The following is a 22,191-nucleotide window of genomic DNA, read 5'->3' on the forward strand; positions in this document are numbered from 1 at the left end:
GCTCACCAGCCGACGATGGGCGGAGTCGTCGTGGACGGCGGCTGCGCCCACGGCCGGACCAGTGCCGCCCAGACGGTGAATGCCAGCGCCGCCGCGCACAGCAGCAGCCACAGCAGGCGGCGGGCCGAGCGTCTGCGGCGCAGCAGGCGGCCGCCTCGGCGCACCACCTCGCCGTAGAGGTCGGGCGGCACCCGTGGCGGTCTCTGGTCCATGATCCGCCGGGCGGCGGCCTCGCGTTCGGCGCGGTTCACGACGGTGCCACCTTCGCTCCCATCACCGTGGGTGCCGCCTTCCTGGGCGGGTGCAGCAGGGTGGCGGTGGCCCGGTCGCAGATGGCGTGCACGCGGTCGGTGGGCAGGCCGAGCAGCGCCGCCGTCTGCTCCTCGGCGACCCCCTCGTACAGCCGGAGCACCAGGATCAGGCGTTCCTGGGGCGTCAGGACGGCGAGGGCGCTGTGCGGGTGCGGGCGGGTGCGGCTCAGCGGGCCGCCGTGCTGGTGCCAGACGGAGTTCGCGAAGCGCAGGGCCAGGTGCTGGCGGGCCCGGTCGTACGGGTCCTCGCCGCGCAGCCGGTCCCAGCTCGCGTACGTGTGCGCGAGAGCGTGGGTCAGCAGGCGCCGCGCGCGCGGGTTGGCGTCCGGGGCCTCCGCGGTGAGCAGGGTCGCGGCATGCAGCAGCCGTCCTGCCGCGCCCGCGACGAACGCCTCGAACTCCCGGGCCCGGCGGGCGTCCTGGAACGCCTGCCGATCACGCACCACGCCTCCCCGTCTGTGGGGCCCCACCGGGTCCGGGACCCGGACACGGATTCGGATACGACGGAGGCCCGGTCTCATATGAGGCCAGGGGTGCCCCCACGGTCAAGAGCCGGGCGGCACGCACGCGCGCCGGATGTTCCGCGGGCCGGTGCCGGTCGGGGCTCAGGACGCGGGCCGGGTGCCGGCCGGGGCTCAGGACGCCGGTCGGGTGCCGGCCGGGGTTCAGGACGCCGGCGGTGTGTCCGTGCCGGGCTGGACGGTCATGCGCGCGGACAGGGCGCTGTTGAAGCGCGTGAGGAGCGCGCAGAACGTCTCGCGCTCCTCCGGCTCCCAGTCCTGGGTCAGCTCCGCCATCAACTGCCGCCGCGAGGAACGCACTTCGTCCAGTCGCGACAGCCCGCGCGGGGACAGCTGGAGCACCACGGCCCGCCCGTCCTCGGGGTGCGAGGTGCGCTTGACGAGGCCGGTGTCGACCAGCGGGGCCACCTGCCGGGTGACCGTGGAGGAGTCGATCCCCATGCTCGCGGCGAGCGCCTTGACCCCCATGGGGCCTTCCTTGTCGAGCCGGTTGAGCAGCAGATACGCGGCGCGGTCCATGGAGTTGCGCACCTGCCCCACGCCGCCGAGCCGGGTCTGTTCGGCACGGCGGGCGAACACCGCCACCTCGTGCTGCAGCGTGTCGAGGAGACCGGTGTCACCGACGGTCGTCATGTCCATCGACATTTCAGGTGTTGTGGGCATGGCCGGAGGCTCACTTCATGAAGAGTGCTGGTGTGGGGGACAGAGTACGCGGACAGGGGGCGAGCCGTACCGGCGCTGCGCAAACCGGTCTCGGAGCTTGGTCACACCCGAGGCTTTGGCCTGTGAACTGCGAGACTTGAGTCATGAGCTACAGCACGGCTGACTCCTTGCGCCCCGTCACCCTCGACGACGTACGCGGCGCGCAGAAGATGCTCGCGGGCGTGGCACGGGTGACCGCGATGGAGGGCAGCAGGCATCTGTCCCAGCTGGTCGGCTCGCCGGTGCACCTCAAGTGCGAGAACCTCCAGCGGACCGGTTCGTTCAAACTGCGCGGCGCCTATGTGCGGATCGCCGGGCTGCTGCCCGAGGAGCGCGCCGCCGGGGTCGTGGCGGCCAGCGCCGGGAACCACGCGCAGGGCGTGGCCCTGGCCTCCGCGCTGCTGGGCGTGCACGCCACGGTGTTCATGCCCGTCGGCGCCCCACTGCCCAAGATCAGCGCCACCCGCGAATACGGTGCGGAGGTACGGCTGCACGGTCAGGTGGTCGACGAGACGCTGGCCGCCGCCCAGGAGTACGCGGCCGAGACCGGCGCGGTGTTCATCCACCCCTTCGACCACCCCGACGTCATCGCCGGTCAGGGCACGGTCGGCCTGGAGATCCTGGACCAGTGCCCGGAGGTCCGCACGATCGTCGTCGGGATCGGCGGCGGCGGGCTCGCGGCCGGGATCGCGGTCGCGGTGAAGGCGGTCAGGCCGGACGTGCGGATCGTCGGCGTCCAGGCGGAGGGCGCGGCCGCGTATCCGCCCTCGCTGGCGGCCGGGCGCCCGGTCTCGGTGCAGAACCCGGTGACGATGGCCGACGGCATCAAGGTCGGACGGCCCGGCGATGTGCCGTTCGCGCTGATCGAGGAGCTGGTCGACGAGGTCCGCACGGTCGGCGAGGACCAGCTCTCCGCCGCCCTGCTGCTCTGCCTGGAGCGGGCCAAGCTGGTCGTGGAACCGGCCGGCGCCGCTCCGGTGGCCGCCCTGCTCGCCGATCCCGGCGCCTTCGCCGGACCGGTCGTCGCGGTGCTCTCCGGCGGCAACGTCGATCCGGTGCTGATGCAGCGGGTGCTGCGGCACGGCATGTCGGCGCAGGGCCGCTACCTGGCCGTACGGCTGCGGCTGACCGACCGGCCGGGCGCCCTCGCCACACTGCTCGGGGTACTGTCGGCGGCCGACGCCAACGTCCTGGACGTGAGTCACGTGCGGACCGACCCGCGGCTCGGGCTCTCGGAGGCGGAGGTCGAACTGCATCTGGAGACGAAGGGGCCGGTGCACTGCACCGAGCTCGAGCATGCGTTGCGCGAGGCCGGTTACACGGTCATCGACTGAGAGGGGCGGCCGTTCCCGCGGGAAACGGCCAGGTCGGGACCTGTTCATCCACTCGTTCGAGGAAATCTGTCGACGGACGCGATACATCGCGTTATGGTGTGTCGCGTGGCCACGGCCGCGCCCGGCTGCCGTCGCGCCGCGAAAACCATAGGCGGCCCGAAGCGCGCATACCTAGCCTTTCTCGAAGAATCCTCAACGACGTGGAGACCCATATGCCAGGCGCCATCTATGCCGAAGGCCTGGTGAAGACCTTCGGTGACGTAAGGGCTTTGGACGGCGTCGACCTCGATGTCCCCGAAGGCACCGTCCTCGGACTGCTCGGGCCGAACGGCGCCGGCAAGACGACGACCGTCCGCTGCCTGACGACCCTGCTCCGCCCCGACAGCGGCAAGGCGGTCGTCGCGGGCCTGGACGTGGTCAGGCAACCGGACGCGGTACGCCGCTCCATCGGCCTGTCCGGACAGTTCGCGGCGGTCGACGAATACCTGACCGGCCGCGAGAACCTGCAGATGGTCGGCCGTCTCTACCAGATGGGCGCGAAGCAGGCCAAGGCCCGCGCGGTCGAGCTGCTGGACCAGTTCCACCTCACGGACGCCGCCGACCGCCCCACCAAGACCTACTCCGGAGGCATGCGCCGCCGCCTCGACCTCGCGGCCGCCCTGGTCGTCTCGCCGCCCGTGATGTTCATGGACGAACCGACGACCGGCCTCGACCCCCGCAACCGCCAGCAGCTGTGGGAGGTCATCAAACAACTGGTCTCCGGCGGTACGACGCTGCTGCTCACCACCCAGTACCTCGAGGAGGCCGACCACCTCGCCCACGACATCGCGGTCGTCGACCACGGCCGGGTCATCGCGCAGGGCACCTCCGACCAGCTCAAGGCCCGCACCGGCGGCGAGCGCGTCGAGGTCGTGGTGCACGAGCGCGACCACATCCCGACCGCCGCCGAGGTGCTGCACGGCTTCGGCAAGGGCGAGACCACGGTCGAGGAGCACACCCGCAAGCTCACCGTCCCCGTCACCGGCGGCGCCAAGCTGCTCGCCGAGGTCATACGCGAGCTGGACTCCCGGGGCATCGAGATCGACGACATCGCACTGCGCCGCCCCACCCTCGACGACGTCTTCCTGTCCCTGACCGGACACACGGCCGAGGAGAAGACCGAGGACAACGGCGAACAGGGCCCGAAGGACACCCGCAAGGACACCCGCAAGGAGACCGTGAAGTGAGTGCCGTCAGCGACGCCGTGCGGGTAGCCGCCCCGGGCAACGCCCTCAGCCAGTCCTTCCGCGACTCGATGGTGGTCGCCAAACGCAACCTGATCCGGATGTCCCGGATCCCCGAGATGCTGATCTTCGGGCTCATCCAGCCGATCATGTTCGTGGTGCTGTTCACCTATGTGTTCGGCGGTTCGATCCAGGTCGGCTCGTCCACCTCCACCCAGGCCTACCGCGAGTTCCTGATGGCCGGCATCTTCGCGCAGACGGTGACCTTCGCCACCGCGGGCGCGGGCGCCGGCATCGCCGACGACATGCACAAGGGCCTCATCGACCGCTTCCGGTCGTTGCCCATGGCGCGCGGTGCGGTGCTGACCGGCCGGACCATCGCCGACCTGGTGCAGACCGCGCTCACCCTCGTCGTGCTGGCGGTCGTCGCCCTGATCGTCGGCTGGCGCACGCACGAGAACCTCGGCAAGGTGCTCGCCGGCTTCGGTCTGCTCCTGCTGCTCGGGTACGCGTTCTCGTGGATCGGCGCGCTGATCGGCCTGTCCGTACGTACCCCTGAGGCGGCGACGTCGGGCGGTCTGATCTGGCTGTTCCCGCTGACGTTCATCTCGAACGCGTTCGTGGACGCGAGCCACCTGCCGACGTTCCTGCGGCACATCGCGGAGTGGAACCCGTTCAGCGCCACCGTGCAGGCCAGCCGTGAGCTGTTCGGCAACCTGCCGCCGGGCTTCAACGCGTCCGACGCCTGGCCCATGCAGCACCCGGTCCTGGCCTCGCTGCTCTGGTCGGTCGCGATCATCCTGGCCTTCCGTACGCTCGCGGTCCGCAAGTACCGCCGGGCGGCCGGCTGAGCACGGCACTCTCAGGGCGTTGTCGAGCGCACCGAACTGCACTGCGGCCGGGATGCCGGACTTCTGGCTCTTCCAGTCGTGTTGGTGTCACTGGGCCGGGCCGAGTACCTCGTCGGCGCTGCGGGGTTCTGTGCGCGGCTGCTGGTTGAGGTTGTGGCGCTCGATGGAGGAGTTCCGGTAGACCTCCTTGCGGGCCCGCATGATGTTGCCCAGGGGCGCGTGCTCGGCGGTGACCCGCCAGGGCGTGAAGGACAGTGCGTCCATCTTCTCCAGGTTCTCCGGGCCGGAGATGTCCTGCTGGGGCAGCCGCAGCTTGGCCACGGTGAAGGAGGGCGAGAGCTGCTCCGGCCACTCGACGGTGGTGTCCTCCACCGGCATGCGCGCCAGGTCGGTGCAGAGCTGGACCTGGATGTCGAAGGCGTAGGGCCGCTCCTGCAACTCTGCTTGCAGGGCCGGCCTGAAGACCTCCGCCGCCGAGGCCGGGTCGAAGGTGCGCCGGACCACCGCGGCGGCGGCGGACGGGTCGGGGGTGATGCGCACCTTGGCGATGTAGTCCCCGTGCCGGACCGCGCCCATCGTCCAGTAGCTGGACAGCAGCACGTTTGCCGGAGGGGTCTTCGCCACGCGCAGGAAGGCCAGGAACTCGTCCCACGCCCAGTTGTCCTGGTCCAGCGTTCCCTTTCCGGTCACGAACTCGGTGTAGAAGCGATGGGCGCCGGGCCGGCCCTGGGAGAAGTAGGCCGGCGCGTTCAGGAACAGCTCCTGGATGAACAGGTAGTGCTCGACCGTGTTGCAGAAGAAGACCGGCCCGTTGATGTTGGCGTAGTCGAACGTGCCTGTGTCCGGTTCGTCGTCCAGCAGGGTCGGGCCGGGGATGCCGAACATCTTCAGTGCCAGTCCGGTGGCGGCGCCCAGTCGCGCGTCGGCTCCGGTGTGAGGCGAGCCGTTGGAGAAGCGGATCAGCGCGTCGTGGGTCCCCGGGGTCGCGTAGATGCCCTGGGCGTACTCGGGGGGCAGCCCGTCCAGGATCTCCACTTCGCCCCGAACCAGCCCGTAGCCCTTGGCGTGGGCGTCACGGAGGGCCCGGCCGGTACCACCGGCCTCGACCGACTCCGCGATGTATTTCCCGGTCCTCTCGATCACCGTCTGCACGTTCTGGTCGAAGTGCGGATCGTCGTCTTCGACATCCGGCGTGTAGCGGACGAACTGTGCTGCCATGACGTCGACCTCTCCTCGGAGGGCGTGATCGGACCTCTGGGGGGTGGGGCCTCAGGGGGTAGGTTGCCGTCAGTCCTCCAGCTCGGCGAGCCAGCGCAGGGCACGCAGACCCGGCACGAAGCAGTACTCGCCGCCGCGGGTGACCACGAAGCTGGGCAGGTTCTGCAGGCGGCGCCGGACCGGCTTCTCCGGGATGGTGACGCTGCCGGTCCCGCCGTGATGGCCGGCCACCGGGTCCTGCTCGCCGGGGTAGCCGATGAAGTTGCCGTCGTTCACCCACTGGGCCTTGATGAACTCGAACTGCCGTTCAAGATGGGCCCCGAGGAAAACCCCGACCAGGCCCCGGTCGGCGCCGTCGTCCTCCAGCACGCCCTCGGGCAGCGGCGGGCCGTAGGTGGTGCCGCGACGGATGAGCCGGTGCATCCGGGCGTCGCCGATGATGGTGGCGTCGCGGGGGTTGGTACGCCGGATGTGCGCACCGGCGGGGCACCGGTACCCCCGGTCGTCGTTCTCCCGGTACTGGAAGTTGTTGACGCGGTGCGGATCGGCCGCCAGCTCCGGATCATCGTGCTCCGGTGTCAGCGTCAGCGGCGCCCCGCTGGGCCAGCGCCCGATCATCTTCGCCGCCAGCAGCGCCTCCTCCTCGGCGCCGGAGCTGTTCGCGCGTAGGAACCTGCGCCAGGCCGCCACGTCGGTGTGGACCTTGCGCACGGCAGCGTAGGTTCCGTTGCGCCCGAGCACGTCGGGGCTGGGCATGGGTGGCAGATTGCCGGTCTCGTCGGGGTAGCCGAGGATGAATTCGCCGGCCTTGATGGGGGTTTCCTGCGGGTTGGAGCCGGGCAGTCCGACGCCTTCGATGTTCGGATGGCTGATGCCGTCCCGGAAGCCGAAGGTGGTTCGCCCGGTCGGGAGTTGGTGGACGTCCTGCTGCCAGACCACCTGGACACCGGGCGTGTCCTCGTAGGCGACACGGGCCCGCTCCAGCTCCTGGTCCAGCTGCGCGGTATCGGAGGAGAGGGCGCTCAGCGCGATGTGGACGTCTCCGGTTCCGAACGGTGCCTCCCAGTGGGCCGGGGCGCTCTCGCCCACGTCTCCGATCAGCTCCGCCCGAGCGGCCATGCCCTCACGGAACGCCTGCGGAAAGCTGTCCAGCGACTCCTGAGGCACCCCCAGCGCTTTCAGCCCCTGGTAGGTGAGCGCCACGGCGACCCAGGCATCCTGCTGTCGGTCCGCGCCCGGCAGACCACCCGAGACCACCGGGAGCAGCCGCCGCAGCAGGGCCCGCCCGGCACGGGGGTCATCGACGCGCAGGAGGATGTACTTCCCCTCGTAGGGGACGGGCCTCGGCCGCAGTGCCCCGCTCTGGACGTCGTCGATCTCGATGCTCACGCTGGCTCCGCTCGTGTCTACCGGCGCGTTCATGATCGCTTGTGCCTCCACATCGATCTTTACCTGGACAACTGCGGCGGTCGGCTCGCGCCCGCCGGCGTGATCCATGACGTGCCGATTCACCGCCGCGGCATCGTGCACGTCGGCAGGTGCCCGCCTCATCCCGATGCGGCGTCGGGTCGCCTGGGGGTTGGTCGTGTCCGGGTTCTAGGCAGAGGCTTCTTCCAGCAGCTTCTGGAAGGCCGGCGTCTCCCGCAACTCGGCGTTCGCCGGGTTGTCCAGCATCGCCCGGAACTCGGCGGTGTCCAGCACCTCCTGGAATGCTTCGTCCACGCGTTGGTCCTTGTAGATCTGCTGAACGGTCAGATCGGGATAGGCGCTGACGAAGATCCCCGCAGGCTCCTGGTGGGCGATGAACCAGTCCTTCACCCCCGGATCGGTGACGCCAGGAAAGCCTTCCGTATGCGAGAAGGCTTCATTGAAGAGCTTCCCGACCACCGTCTTGGCGAAGTCGTCGATGTAGTTGTCCCAGGTGCCGTCGAAAACGCTGGCGAACATGTACCGGGTGTCGTTGTCGAATATCACATGGCGTGCATCGTGCAGGATGCCGAGCTCGCGCACCGCCTCAACGTTTCCCGCCGTGTCAGCCGACCCGCTGGTGGTCTTGGCGAGAAGCTCACGCAGAGCATCCGCATGGCCCGGCTTGATCTTGGCGAAGACGGTGAACTCCGTGCATACCCCAGCCTTCATGCCCTTGCGCTCGAGGTGAGCCGACGGGGTCGCTCCTGAAGTTGCGGCCATGGTGATCCCTCCTGCGGACCGGTCCGAGGGTCACCAAGCGCTCGGAGATGAGGCGCCGTCGCCCTCACCTCTTCATCCTGACCGCGTGCCAACCGCCTCGCATCCCCGGCCCGGGGTGATGCGGCTACCCGGGTCCCCGACACCGGACGGCTACCGTCCGCACTCGACAGGTCGCGAGGTGTGCCCTGTTCGTCACAGTGCCGAGAAAGACAACATTCTCGGATACCGACTTGCCGCCGAGCGCGGTGCGGGCACCACCAGGGGCAACGAGCAGGCCAAGGCCCTCAGAGCTCCGAGAAGCTCCCTAGGACAGATTCGTGAGAACGCAGGATCATGGAATATGGGCTTGCCGGGTTCGTCGTCGTCACGTTCTCGGGGCAACCGCAGTTCGGAAACATCCGACCGCGCTGCCGGACGGCGCCGACCGCTGAGGATCGCCGTCCAGATGGGCCGCTTCCGGAGAGGCTGCGGACCCGTTTCCGGGGCCCTTTTCTCACACGTCCCGGACGCGTCCACGACAGTCCCACGACTCCGCGTTCAGGCGGTCGAGTCACGCACCCCCGTAAAGCGTCGCTCAACTCGATAGCCGCTCTGACCCCCACCTGGAGGCAGTCATGGGCAAAGTTCTCGGTGACATACTGGGCTTCGCGGCCGCCGTCGCGATCAGCCCGCTCCCGATCATCGCCATCATCCTCATCCTCGCCACGCCTCGGGGACGCCTCAACGGACCCCTCTTCACCATCGGCTGGATCCTGGGACTCTCGGCGCTGGGCGCGGTCATGCTGGCGATCGCTTCCCCCGCAGGTGCCTCCACACACAGTCACCCGGCCACCTGGGTAGGAGCCCTCAAGCTCGCCCTGGGCGTGCTCCTCGTCGTCTTCGGCACCCGGCAATGGCACCGGCGTCCAAAGGATCCCTCACAAGCCCAGCTGCCGAAGTGGATGGGCGCGATCGACCGTCTCACGCCGGTCAAGGTCTTCGGACTCGGACTGGCCCTGGCGGCGCTGAACGCCAAGAACGCCCCGCTGACCATCGCCGCTGCCGCCTCGATCGGCTCAGCCGGACTGCCGGTCGGGCAGCAGATCGCATCACTGGCAATCTTCGTCGTGATCGCCACCCTCGGCCTGCTGGCCCCACTGGGCGTCTACCTCCTAGGAGGAGAGCGGGCCAAAATCACGCTCGGCAACTGGAAGGACTGGGCGGCCCAGCACAATGTCGCCGTGATGGCGGTCCTGTTCTTCGTTCTCGGGTTGAAACTGCTCGGCGACGGCATCAGCATTCTCACCTCCTGACGGGCTTACCCACGCGTGGCGGTGTCGCCCGATCACAGACATGCACCGAGAAGGTCCGACACGTATCCGGCACGCGCAGAAGACCTACCGGAGGCGGGGCTCGCGGTGGAGACGCCGTCTGAGCGAGCGGGTGTCTGCGACAGGGGGCGGAGGCGCGTCAGTAGCCGGTGCCGCGCTTGACCTTGGCTCGCTCGTTCCCGTGGGTCGCACCCTTGTCGTCCAAAGTGCGACACGCGTCGGCGATGTCCTGGGTCAGGCGATCGATCTGCTCGCGGCTCAGGGTCTCCTTGACCAGGGCACGCAGGATCTTCACCCGCTCCGCGTTCGGCGGGAGCGTGTACGCCGGCACCATCCAGCCGCGCTCGGCCGAGAGCTGCCAGGCGACGTCGGACTCGTCGTAGGCGTGCTTGCCGGCGAGACGGAAAGCGACCAGCGGCAGCTGCTCGAGGTCGTTCCCGATCACTTCGAAGCGGCCGCTGCTGTTCAGGTTGTCCGCCAACGCGTGGGCGTTCTCCTGCAGCATCTTCATGACGTAGGTGTAGCCCTGGCGGCCGAGCCGGACGAAGTTGTAGTACTGGGCGAGCACCATCGCCGCTCCGGTCGAGAAGTTCAGTGTGAACGTCGCGTCGGTCTTGCCCAGGTAGTTCTCGTGGAACACGAGGTCCTGGGGCAGGTCGGACTCCTCGCGGAAGACCAGCCAGCCGATGCCGGGGTAGACCAGGCCGTACTTGTGTCCCGATACGTTGATGGAACGGACCTGCTCGAGCCGGAAGTCCCATTTCGAGTCCGGGTAGAGGAAGGGCCACACGAATGCGCCGCTGGCGCCGTCAACGTGGATCGGGATGTCGAGGTCCCGCTTCTTGCGGATGTCCCGCAGGAGCTTGTCGATCCCGACGACATCGTCCTTGTGGCCGGTGAACGTGGTGCCGAGGACGGCGACGACGCCGATCGTGTTCTCGTCGAGGTGGGGCTCCACGTCCTCCGGGCCGATCGTGTACTTGCCCTCGGCAAGCGGCACGATCCGCGGTTCGACGTCGAAGTAGCGGCAGAACTTCTCCCATACGACGTGGACGTCCCCGCCGAAGATCAAGTTGGGTCGGTCGACCGACAGATGGGCCGCCTGGCGGCGCTCCCGCCACTTCCACTTCAGGGACAGCGCCCCGAGCATGATCGCCTCGGACGAGCCCTGGGTCCGACATCCGGTGGTCCTGCCCGGCGCGTGGAAGAGGTCGGCGAGCATGCGCACGCAACGCTGCTCGATCTCGGCGGAAATCGGGTACTCCGCATGGTCGATGAAATTGCGGTGGAGATTCTCGGCGATGATCCGTTGCGCCTCCGGCTCCATCCACGTGGTGACAAACGTGGCGAGGTTACGCTGCGGGTCACCCTCCATGGCGAGGTCCACATCCAGCAGCCTCATTGCGTCCGTCGCAGCCATGCCTTCCTCGGGGAAGGTCTCCGAGGGAGCGGGTACGGTCAAGAACCGGTTACCGAACAGGGCCGCGCCGTCACGCTTAGTCATACGATGATTCAAGCAGCGCCGGAGCTAGCCCCTGGGAGGGACACGCCGAGGCGCTCCGGAGGGCGCCCTCCCGTAATCGCTCTTCCCCGAGATGCCGATCTTCGGGCTGATCCAGCCGATCATGTTCGTGGTGCTGTTCACCTATGTGTCCGGCGGTTCGAGCCAGGTCGGCTCGTCCAGGCCGGCCGTGAGCTGTTCGGCAACCTGCCGCCGGGCTTCAACGCGTCCGACGCCCGGCCCATGCAGCACCCGGTCCTGGCCTCGCTGCTCCGGTCGGTCGCGATCCTCCTGGTCTTCCGGACGCTCGCGGTCCGCAAGTGCCGCTCGGCCACCGCGTGAAGCGGACCATGCTCGCGCGACGCGTGGCATGACAAGGCCCCCGGCGTCCCACGGACGCCGGGGGCAGGTCTGTTCGCGTCAGCCGGAGTAGGGCTCGGCCTTGAGGATCCGCACCGAGGCCTTCTTGCCGTTCGGCAGCTCGTACTCCGCGTCCTCGCCCACCTTGTGTCCGATGACACCGGTGCCCAGCGGGGACTGCGGCGAGTAGGTCTCGACGTCGGCGCTGGCGTATTCGCGCGAGGCCAGGAGGAACGTCATGGTGTCGTCCTCGTCGCCGTCGAAGGCGATGGTCACCACCATGCCGGGCGCGACGGCGCCGTCCGCGGAGGTCGGAGCCTCGCCGACCTTGGCGTTCTCCAGAAGCTGGGTCAGCTGGCGCACTCGGAGCTCCTGCTTGCCCTGCTCCTCCTTGGCCGCGTGGTACCCGCCGTTCTCGCGCAGGTCGCCCTCCTCGCGCGCGGCCGCGATCTTGGCGGCGATGTCCGTGCGCGCAGGACCAGACAGGTACTCCAGCTCGGCCTTGAGCTGGTTGTACGCCTCCTGGGTCAGCCAGGTGACGTTCTCGCTGGTCTGGGTCACAGGTGCTCCTCGTCGGTACTGGGAATAACAAGCATCGCCCTACCCAGAAGCATGTTCCTCCATGGAAGGGCGAAACCACGAGCCTAACAATTCAACGGCGTAAGGGGGAGGACATAAGCCATCAGAATCACGTCAACGCAGGTGAGGCCCTATGTATTCATATGGCTGACGTCAGCCGGCGTGGCAGCCGAGCAGCTCCGCCGTGGTGCCCCGGGCCGTCGTACGGAGCGTGAGCACCCGGTCGATCTCGGTGGCGGAACCGGTGAAGCGGAAGTCCGCCCGGCCCACCTCGGAGCCGTCCGCGGCCTGGGAACGCAGGGTGCAGTACCCGGAGTCCCCGGCGCCCTTGTGGACTTCCAGATGCACCTTGACCGCGCTGTCCGAGGCGTCGAAGGCGACCACCTGGGCGCTGATCTCGTTCTTCACGACATAGTGGTAGGCGAAATAGCCGACCAGGGCGAGCAGCAGGGCACCCAGGACGGCGCCGGTGATCTTGAGCCTGCGGTCGGCGACCTCGTCCGAGGAGCGGCCGTAGCGGCCCTCGGGCAGCCGCGTACTCGCGGTACTCATGATCGTCCTCCCGGCAAGAACCCCTCCGGACCCGGCAAGACCCGGACCCCGGAATTATTCGCCCCCCGATTCGGTCACTATAGAAGCGCCGATCGCACCCGAAGACACCGGGGCGCTGACTTACTGAGGATTGAGTCTTGACTGACCAGCTGCGACTGATGGCCGTGCACGCCCACCCCGACGACGAGTCGAGCAAGGGCGCGGCCACCATGGCGAAGTACGTGTCCGAGGGGGTGGACGTGCTGGTGGTGACCTGCACGGGCGGGGAGCGCGGCTCCATCCTCAACCCCAAGCTGCAGGGTGACAAGTACATCGAGGAGCACATCCACGAGGTACGCAAGAAGGAGATGGACGAGGCCCGCGAGATCCTGGGCGTCAAGCAGGAGTGGCTCGGCTTCGTCGACTCCGGCCTGCCCGAGGGCGACCCGCTGCCGCCGCTCCCCGAGGGCTGCTTCGCCCTGGAGGACGTCGACAAGGCGGCCGGCGAACTCGTCCGCAGGATTCGCGCGTTCCGCCCACAGGTGATCACCACCTATGACGAGAACGGCGGCTACCCGCACCCCGACCACATCATGACCCACAAGATCTCGATGGTGGCCTTCGAGGGCGCGGCCGACCCCGAGAAGTACCCCGAGGGCGAGTTCGGCCCCGTCCACCAGGCGCAGAAGCTCTACTACAACCAGGGCTTCAACCGCCCCCGCACCGAGGCGCTGCACAACGCGCTGCTGTCGCGCGGCATGGAGTCGCCGTACGGGGACTGGCTGAAGCGGTGGAGCGAGGTCGAGCGCGCCGAGCGCACCCTGACCACGCACATCCCGTGCGCGGACTTCTTCGAGATCCGCGACAAGGCACTGATCGCCCACGCCACGCAGATCGACCCCGACGGCGGCTGGTTCAAGGTCCCGATGGACCTCCAGAAGGAGGTCTGGCCGACCGAGGAGTACGAGCTCGCGAAGTCGTTCGTGGATACTTCCCTCCCCGAGGACGACCTCTTTGCGGGCATCCGCGACAATGCCTGACATGAGCGCAAGCGCAAGTCTGGCACTGACGCATCTCGTCCCCCTCGCCAAGGAGGTCGACGAGAACAAGGTCACCCCCGGGGTCCTCGGTTTCATCGTCTTCGCGGTGATGGCCGTGGCGGTCTGGGGCCTGATGAAGTCCATGAGCAAGCACATGCGGAAGGTCGACTTCAAGGAGTCCCCGGACACCAAGGCGGACTCGGGGACTCCCGTGGCCGACCCCAAGGGCTGACCGGCGTCACGCCCCACCCGGCACCGGCACCCCCATCACCTCACGGGCGTGCCGGCTGGGGACCATGCCCAGGCGCCAGGCCTGCCAGCCGGACTCCAGGGTGATCCCGCGGTCCAGCAGCAGGCCGTACGTCGTGACGTGCTCGGGCAGCTTCTCGTCGCGCAGCGGATGGGCGCCGCGGGAGAGCTGGGCCAGCTCCTCCTGGGCGACCGCCGTGCCCACCTCCACACCGCCCGGCGCGGCGTAGGGGAGCAGGGTGCAGCGCAGGAAGCGGGCCCAGTCCTCGCCGCGGCGGTCGCCGTACGACGAGAACAGGGCGACCGCCTCGTCGCACAGGGCCAGGGCCTGCTGGGTGCGGTTGTTGCCGGCGTCCACGACGGCCAGCTCCAGACAGGTCCAGGCCTCGCCGTGGACGACACCGATGCGCTGGAAGTCGGCGCGGGCGTCGACCAGGAGCTGACGGGCGAAACCCGAGTTGCGCAGCGAGCCGGTCTGGGCCGCCCGCTGGTCGCGGGTCACCCGGGCCGAGTGGTGGCGGGCACAGGCCAGTCCGTAGACGTCCCGTATCCGGGAGAACATCGTGCGCGAGCGCTCCAGCTCACGGACCGCCAGGTCCAGCGTGCCGGTCTCCTCCAGTGCCTGGCCCAGGTAGTAGACCGTCCAGGCTTCGCCGCGCGCGTCCTCGTTCTCCCGGTGCCGGGCGGCCGCCTGGCGCAGTGCGTCGACCGCCGGGGACGCGTCACCGGCCACCAGCCGGGCCCGCGCCAGCTGGGTCAGCGCCCAGGCCTCGCCACGGGCGTCGCGGGTACGGCCGTAACGCTCCAGCGCCGCCCCCAACTCCCGCTCCGCCCGAGGTACGTCACCCATCCGCAGCGCCAGCTGACCGAGCTGGAAGTGCGCCCAGGCCTCGCCGTGCACCGAACCGCCCTCCCGGTGCAGCACGAGCGAGCGGGTGAGCAGGTCCAACGCCTCCGGCAGCCGGGCGCGGTCGCGCTGCACCGCCGCCAGCGCGTGCATCGTCCAGGCCCGGTCGGTCGCCAGCTGGGGGGCCGCCTGGAGATCCAGCGCCTCCTGGAGCTTGGCCGCCGCCTCGGTGAGGTGGCCCTGATGGTGCAGGGTGATCCCGAGGGAGCACAGGGCGCGGGCCGCGCCGGCGTCGTGATGCGCCTCCATGTAGAGGTCCACGACCGAGGTGAGGGTGGTGCGCGCCTTGTCCAGTTCACCCAGCTGACGGGCCGCGATGCCGGTACGCCACTGCACCGAACGCACCAGCAGGCCCTGGTCCACCGCCTGCGCCAACTCGCTGATCTCACCGAGCCGGTACAGGTCGCCGCGCAGCAGGCAGTAGTCGCACAGGGCGCCCAGCAGATTCTGCACGGCCGCCTGGTCGACGCCCTCCGCGTGCCGCAGCGCCGCCGTGATGAAGCTCGACTCGTCGTCCAGCCAGCGCAGCGCCTCGTCGAGCGAGGTGAAGCCGTGCGGGCTGAACCGGTCCGAGCGGGTCGACATGTTGCCGTCCACCAGCCGCAGCACGGAGTCGGCCAGCTCCCCGTAGTTCACGATCAGCCGCTCCTGCGCCGCCGTACGGTCGGCCGGTTCCTCCTCGTCGGCGAGGCGGGCCTGGGCGAAGGCACGGACCAGGTCGTGCAGCCGGTAGCGGCTGCCCCGGACGTGGTCGATCAGGCCGGCCTGTGCCAGCGTGACCAGATGACGGGTCGCCTCCGCCTCGTCCGTGGCCAGCAGCGCGGCCGCGGCCGCTGCGCCGAGCGAGGCCCGGCCCGCCAGCGCCAGCCTGCGCAGCAGACGGCGCCCGGTCTCCGACTGGTCGGTGTAGCGCAGCCACAGCACCCGCTCCACCGGCTCGACCGGGCCGTACGCGCCGAGATCCGCCGCCAGCTGGAGCGGTGACCGCGAACCCAGCGACGAACCCGCCACTCGCAGCGCCAGCGGCAGCCCGCCGCACAACTCCCGGATCCGCTCCGCGGACTGCGCGTCGTACGGCCCCGACGTGTCCTGCGCCGCCGCGTCCAGCAGTTCCTCCGCGCCCGCCGCGTCCAGCGCCGTCACCGGAAGCTGGTGCACCCAGGCCGGCAGGTCCGCGGGCAGGTCGAGCTGCTCCCGGGCGGTGACCAGGACCAGGCTGTCGGACCGCTCCGGGATCAGCGTGCGCACCTGCTCGGCGTCCGAGGCGTCGTCCAGCACGATCGTCACCGGCAGACCCGCCAGGTGCTGGTGGTACAGCTCGCTGAGCCGCTTGACCTGCTGGTCGGCCGAGGAACGCTCACGGAACAGCAGCTGTTCACGCGGCGCACCCAGCCGGTTGAGCAGATGCAGCAGCGCGTCCCGGGTGGGCAACGGTGGCTCGCCCCGGGTGTCGCCGCGCAGATCCACCACGACCGCACCCCGGAAGAAGTCCTTGAGGTCGTGGGTGGCCCGGACCGCGAGCGTCGTACGCCCGGAGCCGGGCTCGCCATGCAGGACGACCACCGTCGGACGGGTCTCCGTGGTCGCCCGCGCCGCCTGCGCCCACTGCCGGATCCGCGCCAGCTCCTGGTGCCGCCCGGCGAACGGGATGTCCGGGTCGGGGAGCTGACCGAACGACTGCTGCAGCACCGTACGCCTGCGGGCCGCCGCGCTCTTGTCCGCGCCGCGCAGCCCCGGGCCCTGCTTCTTCGGCCCCGTGGACGCGTTCAGCACCCGCTGCTGATCGAGGAACGGACGGATGCCCCGCACCTCCAGCGCGGTCAGCCACTGCAGACGCAGCTGCTCGGGACCGCCGGGCTGACCGGCCGCGCCGGCCTGGTGATGAGCGGCGGGCAGATGGGCACCCGCGACCTTGACGACCGTGGCGGCCGCGCCGATGACTCCGGCGGCCACGCCCGCGCCGAGTGCCGTACCGGCGCCGGTGCCCAGGGAGAGGTCGGCGACGGTGGCGGCGACCGCGGCGACGGCCGCTACCAGCAGCGGAGTTCCGGCACCTTCTCTGGCGTACCGCTGGCCGAAGCTCTGCCGGCCGGCCTCTGTCTCGTCGAGAGCGTGGGCGTAGGTGTCGTACTCCTCGGCGGCGGTCTGTGCCATCGCGTCCAGGCCGCCGCGGGCCCGGGACAGCAGCAGCTGTCCGTCCACGCGGCCGCCGGAGCGGCGGACCTCCTCCTCCACGGCCCGGACCAGCAGCCGGTCGGCCTCCGCCCGATGGGCGTCCCGCATGTCCCGTCCCCCTCCAGCGGTAACTCCTTTGGTTATGAGTGTCCTTGGGAGAGCGCGAAGTTGCGAGAGGGCCGGATCATCGAAGAGCGGGGGCTACCGCGACACGGGCTCGCTCTGCCGGCCCTTCGACAGCGCCAGGAAGACGCACGCCGCGGCCAGACCCGCCTCCGCCACCGCGCTGCCGAGCGCCTCCAGCAGCTCTGTGCCGACCGCCGACGTCGTTATGTCGAACCACGCGTCCAGGATCGCCACCGATGCCGTCGCCGAAGCCGTCAGACGGGCCCGGGCGTCACCTCGCAACCCCAGCACGGCGGTGGCCGCGCAGCCCACCGCCATCAGGATGTCCAGCCCGATCCAGGCCAGTGACCAGTTGTGCACCTCGGTCTTGGTGGGCAGCGTCAGCGCCAGCACCACCATCCACGGCACGAGCAGCACGGCGGACGACCCGAGCAGGATCAGTGCCCACCTCTTCAGCCGCCTCGTCCGCTGCATCCTCTGCACCTTCGTCGCCGTTAACGGCTCCAACACCTCGGCCCCCTCACCTTGTTCCTGCTCAGCGGAGCCTGTGGACCTCACGGGTCCTCCGCCATGCCCCCACGCTAGACCGCAGAGAAAATTCTGCAAAGAAAAATCGGCTAACATAGGGGAAGGGTCAGGGTTCCCTCAGGGGTCTCAGGGTTACGGTGATCGCATGACCGACGGCACGCCCGGGACGGCCGCAGCGCCCGACCCCGCCGCACACACCGAGCTGACCGGCCTCGAACGCACCGCCCTCTACAAGTCGCTGGGCAATCCCCTGCGCCGTCGGATCCTCGACTACCTGGGCCTGCACGGCGAGGCCAACTCCACCGTGCTCGCCCGCGAACTCGGCGAGAGCTCCGGTACCACCAGCTACCACCTGCGCAAACTCGCCGAGCAGAAGCTCATCGAGGAGATCCCGGAGAAGTCGGGAGGACGGGAGCGGTGGTGGCGGAGTCTGCCGTTCAGCCACACCACCCCCGACCCGGCCACGATGACGAGCGAGGAGTACACGGCGGCCGAGCACCTCGCCCTGCTCAGGATCGAGGTCGACACCAGGCTGTTCCGCCGCGCCCACGAGGAGTACCGGGGCCCGCGGGGCTGGGCCCAGGTGCAGCGCACCGGCACCTGGATGACCAAGGACGACCTGCACGCCTTCGTCCACGCCTACCAGGAACTGCTCGCCCGCCACAGCCACCCCGACGACGCCGTTCCCGAGGGGGCGCGCCGGGTCAACCTGCGCTTCTACGCGGCTCCGGACGCCGTGGGAGAGTGGGAGGGTGAACCGACTGGCCCATGAGACGTCCCCGTACCTCCTCCAGCACGCCGACAACCCCGTCGACTGGTGGCCCTGGTCGGCCGAGGCCTTCGCCCGGGCCCGCGAGACGAACAGACCCGTCCTGCTGAGTGTCGGATACAGCTCGTGCCACTGGTGCCATGTCATGGCCCACGAATCCTTCGAGGACCAGGGCACCGCCGACTACCTCAACGAGCACTTCGTCCCGATCAAGGTCGACCGTGAGGAGCGGCCCGACGTCGATGCCGTCTATATGGAGGCCGTGCAGGCCGCCACGGGGCAGGGCGGCTGGCCGATGACCGTGTTTCTCACGCCCGACGCCGAGCCCTTCTACTTCGGCACCTACTTCCCGCCCGCCCCGCGCCACGGCATGCCCTCCTTCCGGCAGGTGCTGGAAGGTGTCCGGGGCGCCTGGACGGACCGGCGGGACGAGGTCGCCGAGGTCGCCGGGAAGATCGTCCGTGATCTCGCGGAGCGGGAGATCAGCCACCAGGGCGCCCGGCCGCCCGGTGAGCAGGAGCTCGCCCAGGCCCTGCTCGGGCTCACCCGTGAATACGACGCGCAGCGCGGCGGGTTCGGCGGCGCCCCCAAGTTCCCGCCGTCCATGGTCATCGAGTTCCTGCTGCGCCACCACGCCCGGACCGGCTCCGAAGGTGCCCTGCAGATGGCCGCGGACACCTGCGAGCGGATGGCCCGCGGCGGCCTCTACGACCAGCTCGGCGGCGGCTTCGCCCGGTACTCCGTCGACCGCGACTGGATCGTGCCGCACTTCGAGAAGATGCTGTACGACAACGCCCTGCTCTGCCGGGCGTACGCGCACCTGTGGCGGGCCACAGGGTCCGAGCTGGCCCGCCGGGTCGCCCTGGAGACCGCCGACTTCATGGTCCGTGAACTGCGCACCCACGAGGGCGGGTTCGCCTCCGCCCTGGATGCCGACAGCGACGACGGGACCGGCACCGGCAAGCACGTCGAGGGTGCGTACTACGTGTGGACGCCCGCGCAGCTCGGCGAGGTCCTCGGCGCGGACGCGGATCTCGCCGCCCAGTACTTCGGGGTCACCGAGGCCGGCACCTTCGAGCACGGCCAGTCCGTCCTTCAACTCCCGCAGCAGGAGGGCGTGTTCGACGCAGAGAAGGTCGAGTCGATCAAGCGGCGGCTGCTCGCGCGGCGCGCGGAGCGCCCCGCGCCCGGCCGGGACGACAAGGTGGTCGCCGCCTGGAACGGGCTCGCCGTCGCCGCGCTCGCCGAGACCGGCGCGTACTTCGACCGGCCGGACCTGGTCGAGGCCGCCGTCGGTGCCGCCGATCTCCTCGTACGCCTGCATCTCGACGACCACGCGCGGATCGCCCGCACCAGCCGGGACGGCCGGGTCGGCGCCAACGCGGGCGTGCTGGAGGACTACGGCGATGTCGCCGAGGGCTTCATGGCGCTCGCGTCGGTGACCGGCGAGGGCGTCTGGCTGGAGTTCGCCGGGCTGCTGCTCGACCATGTCCTGGTCCGGTTCGCCGACCCGGAGACCGGTTCCCTCTACGACACCGCCTCCGACGCCGAGCGGCTCATCCGCCGGCCGCAGGACCCGACCGACAACGCCACGCCCTCCGGCTGGACCGCGGCCGCCGGTGCGCTGCTCAGTTATGCGGCCCACACCGGGTCGGAGCCTCATCGCACCGCGGCGGAGCGGGCGTTGGGTGTCGTCAGGCCGCTCGGACCGCGGGTGCCGCGTTTCATCGGGTGGGGGCTCGCCGTCGCCGAGGCGTTCCTCGACGGTCCGCGCGAGGTCGCGGTCGTGGGGCCTGACCAACAGGACCCCCGGACAACCGCCCTGCACCGCACCGCGCTTCTGGGTGTCGCCCCCGGCGCGGTCGTGGCCGTGGGTACTCCGGAGAGTGACGAGTTCCCGCTGCTCGCCGCTCGTCCGCTCGTCGGGGGCGAGGCGGCCGCGTACGTCTGCCGCAACTTCACCTGCGACGCCCCGACCACCGACCCGGAGCGGCTGAAATCGGCGCTGGGCGGCTGAAGGACCAGGTGGGCGACCCTCATCAGCGGTCGACCCCGAGGCGGGGTGCCGTCGGCGGCCAAGCGGGTGCGGGGTTGCCTGCGGGAGGGGGGATGCCGGCCGGTGGTCGTCTGTCGGTGCGTGGGGGCTGGTCGCGCTTTCTGCTCGTTGCGCCGAAACATGTCATTTATCGGAAGAGTTCGTGCTCTTCACATCACCCCCATATGATCCTGCTCGCGCCGTGACGCGTGTGACGCGCTGTCATGGCCGGGGAGGGATTGGGGAACTGGGGGTCCTGCACACCTGTCGTACGACGGTCCGTCGTGTCCGTGGCGAGCGGTGTGTGAAGATTTTGTGAGTGAAGTTTGTATTTCGTGTGACCCTTGTTCACCCAAGATCTCCTAGCATCGCTGAAAGCAGTGCCCGGTTCTGTCCCTTTCGGACCGAGGCAGCCGTGTTATGTGGGGGGAGAACGCAACATTGTCCGAGTTCTTCGACCAGGTCTGGTCGTGGATCGTCGAGGCTGTGGGGGAAACTTCGTGGCGAGAGCTGATGCCGCTGGGGCTTGCCGGACTCTTCGTCTGGGCGCTCTGGCTGTACCGAGCGGTGCTCTCCCGGTTCGCCAAGCCGGTCGTCAACAACTTCCGTACCAGTGTCTCCGTGGTGGTCCCGGCGTACCGGGAAGACCCTGACATCCTGCTGGAGTGCCTGGACACCTGGCTCGCCCAGGATCCGGCTGAGATCATCATCGTTCCCGACGTGGAGGACCACGAGGTACTGCGCCGGCTGTCACTGGTGGAGGACCCCCGGGTGCGGGTGCTCGCCTTCGAACACAGGGGGAAACGTTCCGCCTTGGGCGTCGGCATACGTGCCGCCACGGGGGAGCTGCTCGTCCTGGTGGACTCCGACACCCGCTGGGAGCCGGGGCTGCTGGACGCCGTACAGATGCCCTTCGTGGACCCCACGGTCGGCGGGGTGGGCACCCAGCAGAACGTCTACCAGCGCACCACCAGTGTCTGGCGCCGAATAGCCGACTGGCTGGTCAACCTCCGTTACTACGACTACGTCCCGGCCATGGGCCGGGCCGGTGCCGTGGCCTGTCTGTCGGGCCGTACGGCCGCCTACCGACGGGCGGCGGTCCTGCCGGTCCTGGAGAACCTGGAGAACGAGTTCTTCCTCGGCCGCCGCTGTGTGGCCGGCGACGACGGCAGGCTGACCTGGCTGGTGCTCGCCTCCGGCTACAAGACGGTGCACCAGTCCTCCGCACGGGCCATCTCCATGTTCCCCTCGTCCTTCCGGGCCTTCGTCAAGCAGCGCGTCCGGTGGAGCCGCAACTCCTACCGGTGCTACCTGACCTCGCTGTACAAGGGCTGGCTGTGGCGGGCCCCGCTGGTCACCAAGATCACCGTGCTGCAGATCCTGCTCACCCCGGTGACCATGGGCATGGCCCTCGGCTACCTGCTGCTGAGCCGGCTCGACTTCAGCGGGCGCGGCATCGTCCTCACCCTGGTCTGGCTGATGCTGGGCCGTGCGGTCCGTGGCTACTCGCATCTGCGCAGGCACCCGCAGGAGATCCTGCTGCTGCCGCTGACGGCTCTCGTGGTCATCATGATCTCGCTGCCGATCAAGCTGTACGCCTTCGTCACCATGAACAAGCAGGGCTGGCTCACCCGCAGCTCCACCAGCATCGGAGGCGAGGGCCAGAGCGCCTCGACCCTCTCCGGCGGCGGTCAGAACCACTCCGCTCTCCAGCCGGAGGTGATCTGACGT

Annotated in this window: 20 protein-coding genes and 1 pseudogene; 10 read left to right on the plus strand and 11 right to left on the minus strand. The window is 69.6% G+C overall.

Features of this window, described 5'->3' with window-relative positions; all coding sequences use genetic code 11:
* Positions 1 to 2: 2 nt before the first annotated feature.
* The 3 genes from ABZ642_RS03220 to ABZ642_RS03230 form a co-directional block, all read right to left on the minus strand.
* Positions 3 to 251, minus strand: a complete 249-nt coding sequence (locus ABZ642_RS03220) for a hypothetical protein (protein ID WP_360476257.1) — start codon at positions 249 to 251, stop codon at positions 3 to 5.
* Positions 248 to 754, minus strand: a complete 507-nt coding sequence (locus tag ABZ642_RS03225; protein ID WP_360476260.1) for a sigma factor-like helix-turn-helix DNA-binding protein — start codon at positions 752 to 754, stop codon at positions 248 to 250. Before ABZ642_RS03225 ends, ABZ642_RS03220 begins: the two co-directional genes overlap by 4 nt.
* A gap of 222 nt (positions 755 to 976) precedes the next feature.
* Positions 977 to 1,471 carry a MarR family transcriptional regulator gene (locus tag ABZ642_RS03230; protein WP_360477566.1) on the minus strand — a complete coding sequence of 165 codons (495 nt, stop codon included), beginning with the start codon at positions 1,469 to 1,471 and terminating at the stop codon, positions 977 to 979.
* A 167-nt stretch (positions 1,472 to 1,638) separates the two neighbouring features.
* On the opposite strand from ABZ642_RS03230, the gene ilvA reads away from it, so the two are divergent.
* The 3 genes from ilvA to ABZ642_RS03245 all read left to right on the plus strand — a co-directional run bounded on the left by ilvA (position 1,639) and on the right by ABZ642_RS03245 (position 4,942).
* The gene (ilvA, locus tag ABZ642_RS03235; protein ID WP_360476263.1) at positions 1,639 to 2,868 is read left to right on the plus strand and encodes a threonine ammonia-lyase; all 1,230 of its coding nucleotides are present in this window, start codon (positions 1,639 to 1,641) and stop codon (positions 2,866 to 2,868) included.
* Between the two features lie 212 nt (positions 2,869 to 3,080).
* Positions 3,081 to 4,094 carry an ATP-binding cassette domain-containing protein gene (locus tag ABZ642_RS03240; RefSeq protein WP_360476266.1) on the plus strand — a complete coding sequence of 338 codons (1,014 nt, stop codon included), beginning with the start codon at positions 3,081 to 3,083 and terminating at the stop codon, positions 4,092 to 4,094.
* The gene (locus ABZ642_RS03245) at positions 4,091 to 4,942 is read left to right on the plus strand and encodes an ABC transporter permease (RefSeq protein ID WP_360476269.1); all 852 of its coding nucleotides are present in this window, start codon (positions 4,091 to 4,093) and stop codon (positions 4,940 to 4,942) included. Before ABZ642_RS03240 ends, ABZ642_RS03245 begins: the two co-directional genes overlap by 4 nt.
* Before the next feature lie 87 nt (positions 4,943 to 5,029).
* Here ABZ642_RS03245 and ABZ642_RS03250 read toward each other — a convergent pair whose 3' ends face one another.
* The 3 genes from ABZ642_RS03250 to ABZ642_RS03260 form a co-directional block, all read right to left on the minus strand.
* Complete coding sequence (locus ABZ642_RS03250; RefSeq protein ID WP_360476272.1) at positions 5,030 to 6,160, minus strand: catalase family protein; 1,131 nt, start codon at positions 6,158 to 6,160, stop codon at positions 5,030 to 5,032.
* A 69-nt stretch (positions 6,161 to 6,229) separates the two neighbouring features.
* Positions 6,230 to 7,549 (minus strand): Dyp-type peroxidase, encoded by a 1,320-nt coding sequence (locus ABZ642_RS03255; protein ID WP_360476275.1) that lies wholly within the window; start codon positions 7,547 to 7,549, stop codon positions 6,230 to 6,232.
* A gap of 207 nt (positions 7,550 to 7,756) precedes the next feature.
* Positions 7,757 to 8,350 carry a hypothetical protein gene (locus ABZ642_RS03260; protein ID WP_360476278.1) on the minus strand — a complete coding sequence of 198 codons (594 nt, stop codon included), beginning with the start codon at positions 8,348 to 8,350 and terminating at the stop codon, positions 7,757 to 7,759.
* Positions 8,351 to 8,964: 614 nt separating this feature from the next.
* Here ABZ642_RS03260 and ABZ642_RS03265 point away from each other — a divergent pair.
* Positions 8,965 to 9,642, plus strand: coding sequence for a GAP family protein (locus ABZ642_RS03265; RefSeq protein WP_360476281.1), 678 nt, complete (start codon positions 8,965 to 8,967; stop codon positions 9,640 to 9,642).
* A 157-nt stretch (positions 9,643 to 9,799) separates the two neighbouring features.
* Here ABZ642_RS03265 and ABZ642_RS03270 read toward each other — a convergent pair whose 3' ends face one another.
* Positions 9,800 to 11,164 (minus strand): glutamate decarboxylase, encoded by a 1,365-nt coding sequence (locus ABZ642_RS03270; protein ID WP_360476284.1) that lies wholly within the window; start codon positions 11,162 to 11,164, stop codon positions 9,800 to 9,802.
* A gap of 174 nt (positions 11,165 to 11,338) precedes the next feature.
* Here ABZ642_RS03270 and ABZ642_RS03275 point away from each other — a divergent pair.
* Positions 11,339 to 11,503: pseudogene (locus ABZ642_RS03275) on the plus strand (ABC transporter permease); the annotation flags it as partial.
* A gap of 78 nt (positions 11,504 to 11,581) precedes the next feature.
* Here the strand turns inward: ABZ642_RS03275 and greA are convergent.
* The gene (greA, locus tag ABZ642_RS03280; RefSeq protein WP_360476287.1) at positions 11,582 to 12,082 is read right to left on the minus strand and encodes a transcription elongation factor GreA; all 501 of its coding nucleotides are present in this window, start codon (positions 12,080 to 12,082) and stop codon (positions 11,582 to 11,584) included.
* A gap of 171 nt (positions 12,083 to 12,253) precedes the next feature.
* A complete protein-coding gene (locus tag ABZ642_RS03285) occupies positions 12,254 to 12,652 on the minus strand; it encodes a DUF4307 domain-containing protein (RefSeq protein ID WP_360476290.1) in 399 nt (132 codons plus the stop codon).
* A gap of 137 nt (positions 12,653 to 12,789) precedes the next feature.
* Here ABZ642_RS03285 and mca point away from each other — a divergent pair, with 137 nt between their 5' ends.
* Complete coding sequence (gene mca / locus ABZ642_RS03290; RefSeq protein ID WP_360476293.1) at positions 12,790 to 13,671, plus strand: mycothiol conjugate amidase Mca; 882 nt, start codon at positions 12,790 to 12,792, stop codon at positions 13,669 to 13,671.
* Positions 13,664 to 13,903, plus strand: a complete 240-nt coding sequence (locus tag ABZ642_RS03295) for a hypothetical protein (protein WP_360476295.1) — start codon at positions 13,664 to 13,666, stop codon at positions 13,901 to 13,903. Before mca ends, ABZ642_RS03295 begins: the two co-directional genes overlap by 8 nt.
* 6 nt (positions 13,904 to 13,909) lie before the next feature.
* On the opposite strand, the gene ABZ642_RS03300 is transcribed toward ABZ642_RS03295, so the two are convergent.
* On the minus strand, positions 13,910 to 17,110 hold the full coding sequence (locus tag ABZ642_RS03300; RefSeq protein ID WP_360476298.1) for a tetratricopeptide repeat protein: 3,201 nt from the start codon (positions 17,108 to 17,110) through the stop codon (positions 13,910 to 13,912).
* A gap of 93 nt (positions 17,111 to 17,203) precedes the next feature.
* Positions 17,204 to 17,602, minus strand: coding sequence for a hypothetical protein (locus tag ABZ642_RS03305; RefSeq protein WP_360476300.1), 399 nt, complete (start codon positions 17,600 to 17,602; stop codon positions 17,204 to 17,206).
* Positions 17,603 to 17,801: 199 nt separating this feature from the next.
* Between ABZ642_RS03305 and ABZ642_RS03310 the strand changes: the two genes are divergently transcribed.
* From ABZ642_RS03310 to ABZ642_RS03320, 3 genes are all read left to right on the plus strand, one after another.
* Positions 17,802 to 18,428, plus strand: coding sequence for a helix-turn-helix domain-containing protein (locus tag ABZ642_RS03310; RefSeq protein ID WP_360476303.1), 627 nt, complete (start codon positions 17,802 to 17,804; stop codon positions 18,426 to 18,428).
* A complete protein-coding gene (locus ABZ642_RS03315; protein WP_360476306.1) occupies positions 18,409 to 20,442 on the plus strand; it encodes a thioredoxin domain-containing protein in 2,034 nt (677 codons plus the stop codon). The genes ABZ642_RS03310 and ABZ642_RS03315 overlap by 20 nt, the downstream gene beginning before the upstream one ends.
* A gap of 459 nt (positions 20,443 to 20,901) precedes the next feature.
* On the plus strand, positions 20,902 to 22,188 hold the full coding sequence (locus tag ABZ642_RS03320) for a glycosyltransferase family 2 protein (protein WP_360476309.1): 1,287 nt from the start codon (positions 20,902 to 20,904) through the stop codon (positions 22,186 to 22,188).
* Positions 22,189 to 22,191: the final 3 nt, after the last annotated feature.

Origin of the sequence: Streptomyces sp. NPDC007157, from assembly GCF_040634235.1 — a bacterium.
Lineage (GTDB): Bacteria > Actinomycetota > Actinomycetes > Streptomycetales > Streptomycetaceae > Streptomyces.

Bases quoted from the DNA above. Each gene is read 5' to 3' on its own strand.
- ABZ642_RS03230 (WP_360477566.1), bottom strand. From the start codon at position 1,471: ATGGACATGACGACCGTCGGTGACACCGGTCTCCTCGACACGCTGCAG.
- ilvA (WP_360476263.1), top strand. From the start codon at position 1,639: ATGAGCTACAGCACGGCTGACTCCTTGCGCCCCGTCACCCTCGACGAC.
- ABZ642_RS03240 (WP_360476266.1), top strand. From the start codon at position 3,081: ATGCCAGGCGCCATCTATGCCGAAGGCCTGGTGAAGACCTTCGGTGAC.
- ABZ642_RS03250 (WP_360476272.1), bottom strand. From the start codon at position 6,160: ATGGCAGCACAGTTCGTCCGCTACACGCCGGATGTCGAAGACGACGAT.
- ABZ642_RS03260 (WP_360476278.1), bottom strand. From the start codon at position 8,350: ATGGCCGCAACTTCAGGAGCGACCCCGTCGGCTCACCTCGAGCGCAAG.
- ABZ642_RS03265 (WP_360476281.1), top strand. From the start codon at position 8,965: ATGGGCAAAGTTCTCGGTGACATACTGGGCTTCGCGGCCGCCGTCGCG.
- ABZ642_RS03270 (WP_360476284.1), bottom strand. From the start codon at position 11,164: ATGACTAAGCGTGACGGCGCGGCCCTGTTCGGTAACCGGTTCTTGACC.
- ABZ642_RS03285 (WP_360476290.1), bottom strand. From the start codon at position 12,652: ATGAGTACCGCGAGTACGCGGCTGCCCGAGGGCCGCTACGGCCGCTCC.
- ABZ642_RS03295 (WP_360476295.1), top strand. From the start codon at position 13,664: ATGCCTGACATGAGCGCAAGCGCAAGTCTGGCACTGACGCATCTCGTC.
- ABZ642_RS03300 (WP_360476298.1), bottom strand. From the start codon at position 17,110: ATGCGGGACGCCCATCGGGCGGAGGCCGACCGGCTGCTGGTCCGGGCC.
- ABZ642_RS03305 (WP_360476300.1), bottom strand. From the start codon at position 17,602: ATGCAGCGGACGAGGCGGCTGAAGAGGTGGGCACTGATCCTGCTCGGG.
- ABZ642_RS03310 (WP_360476303.1), top strand. From the start codon at position 17,802: ATGACCGACGGCACGCCCGGGACGGCCGCAGCGCCCGACCCCGCCGCA.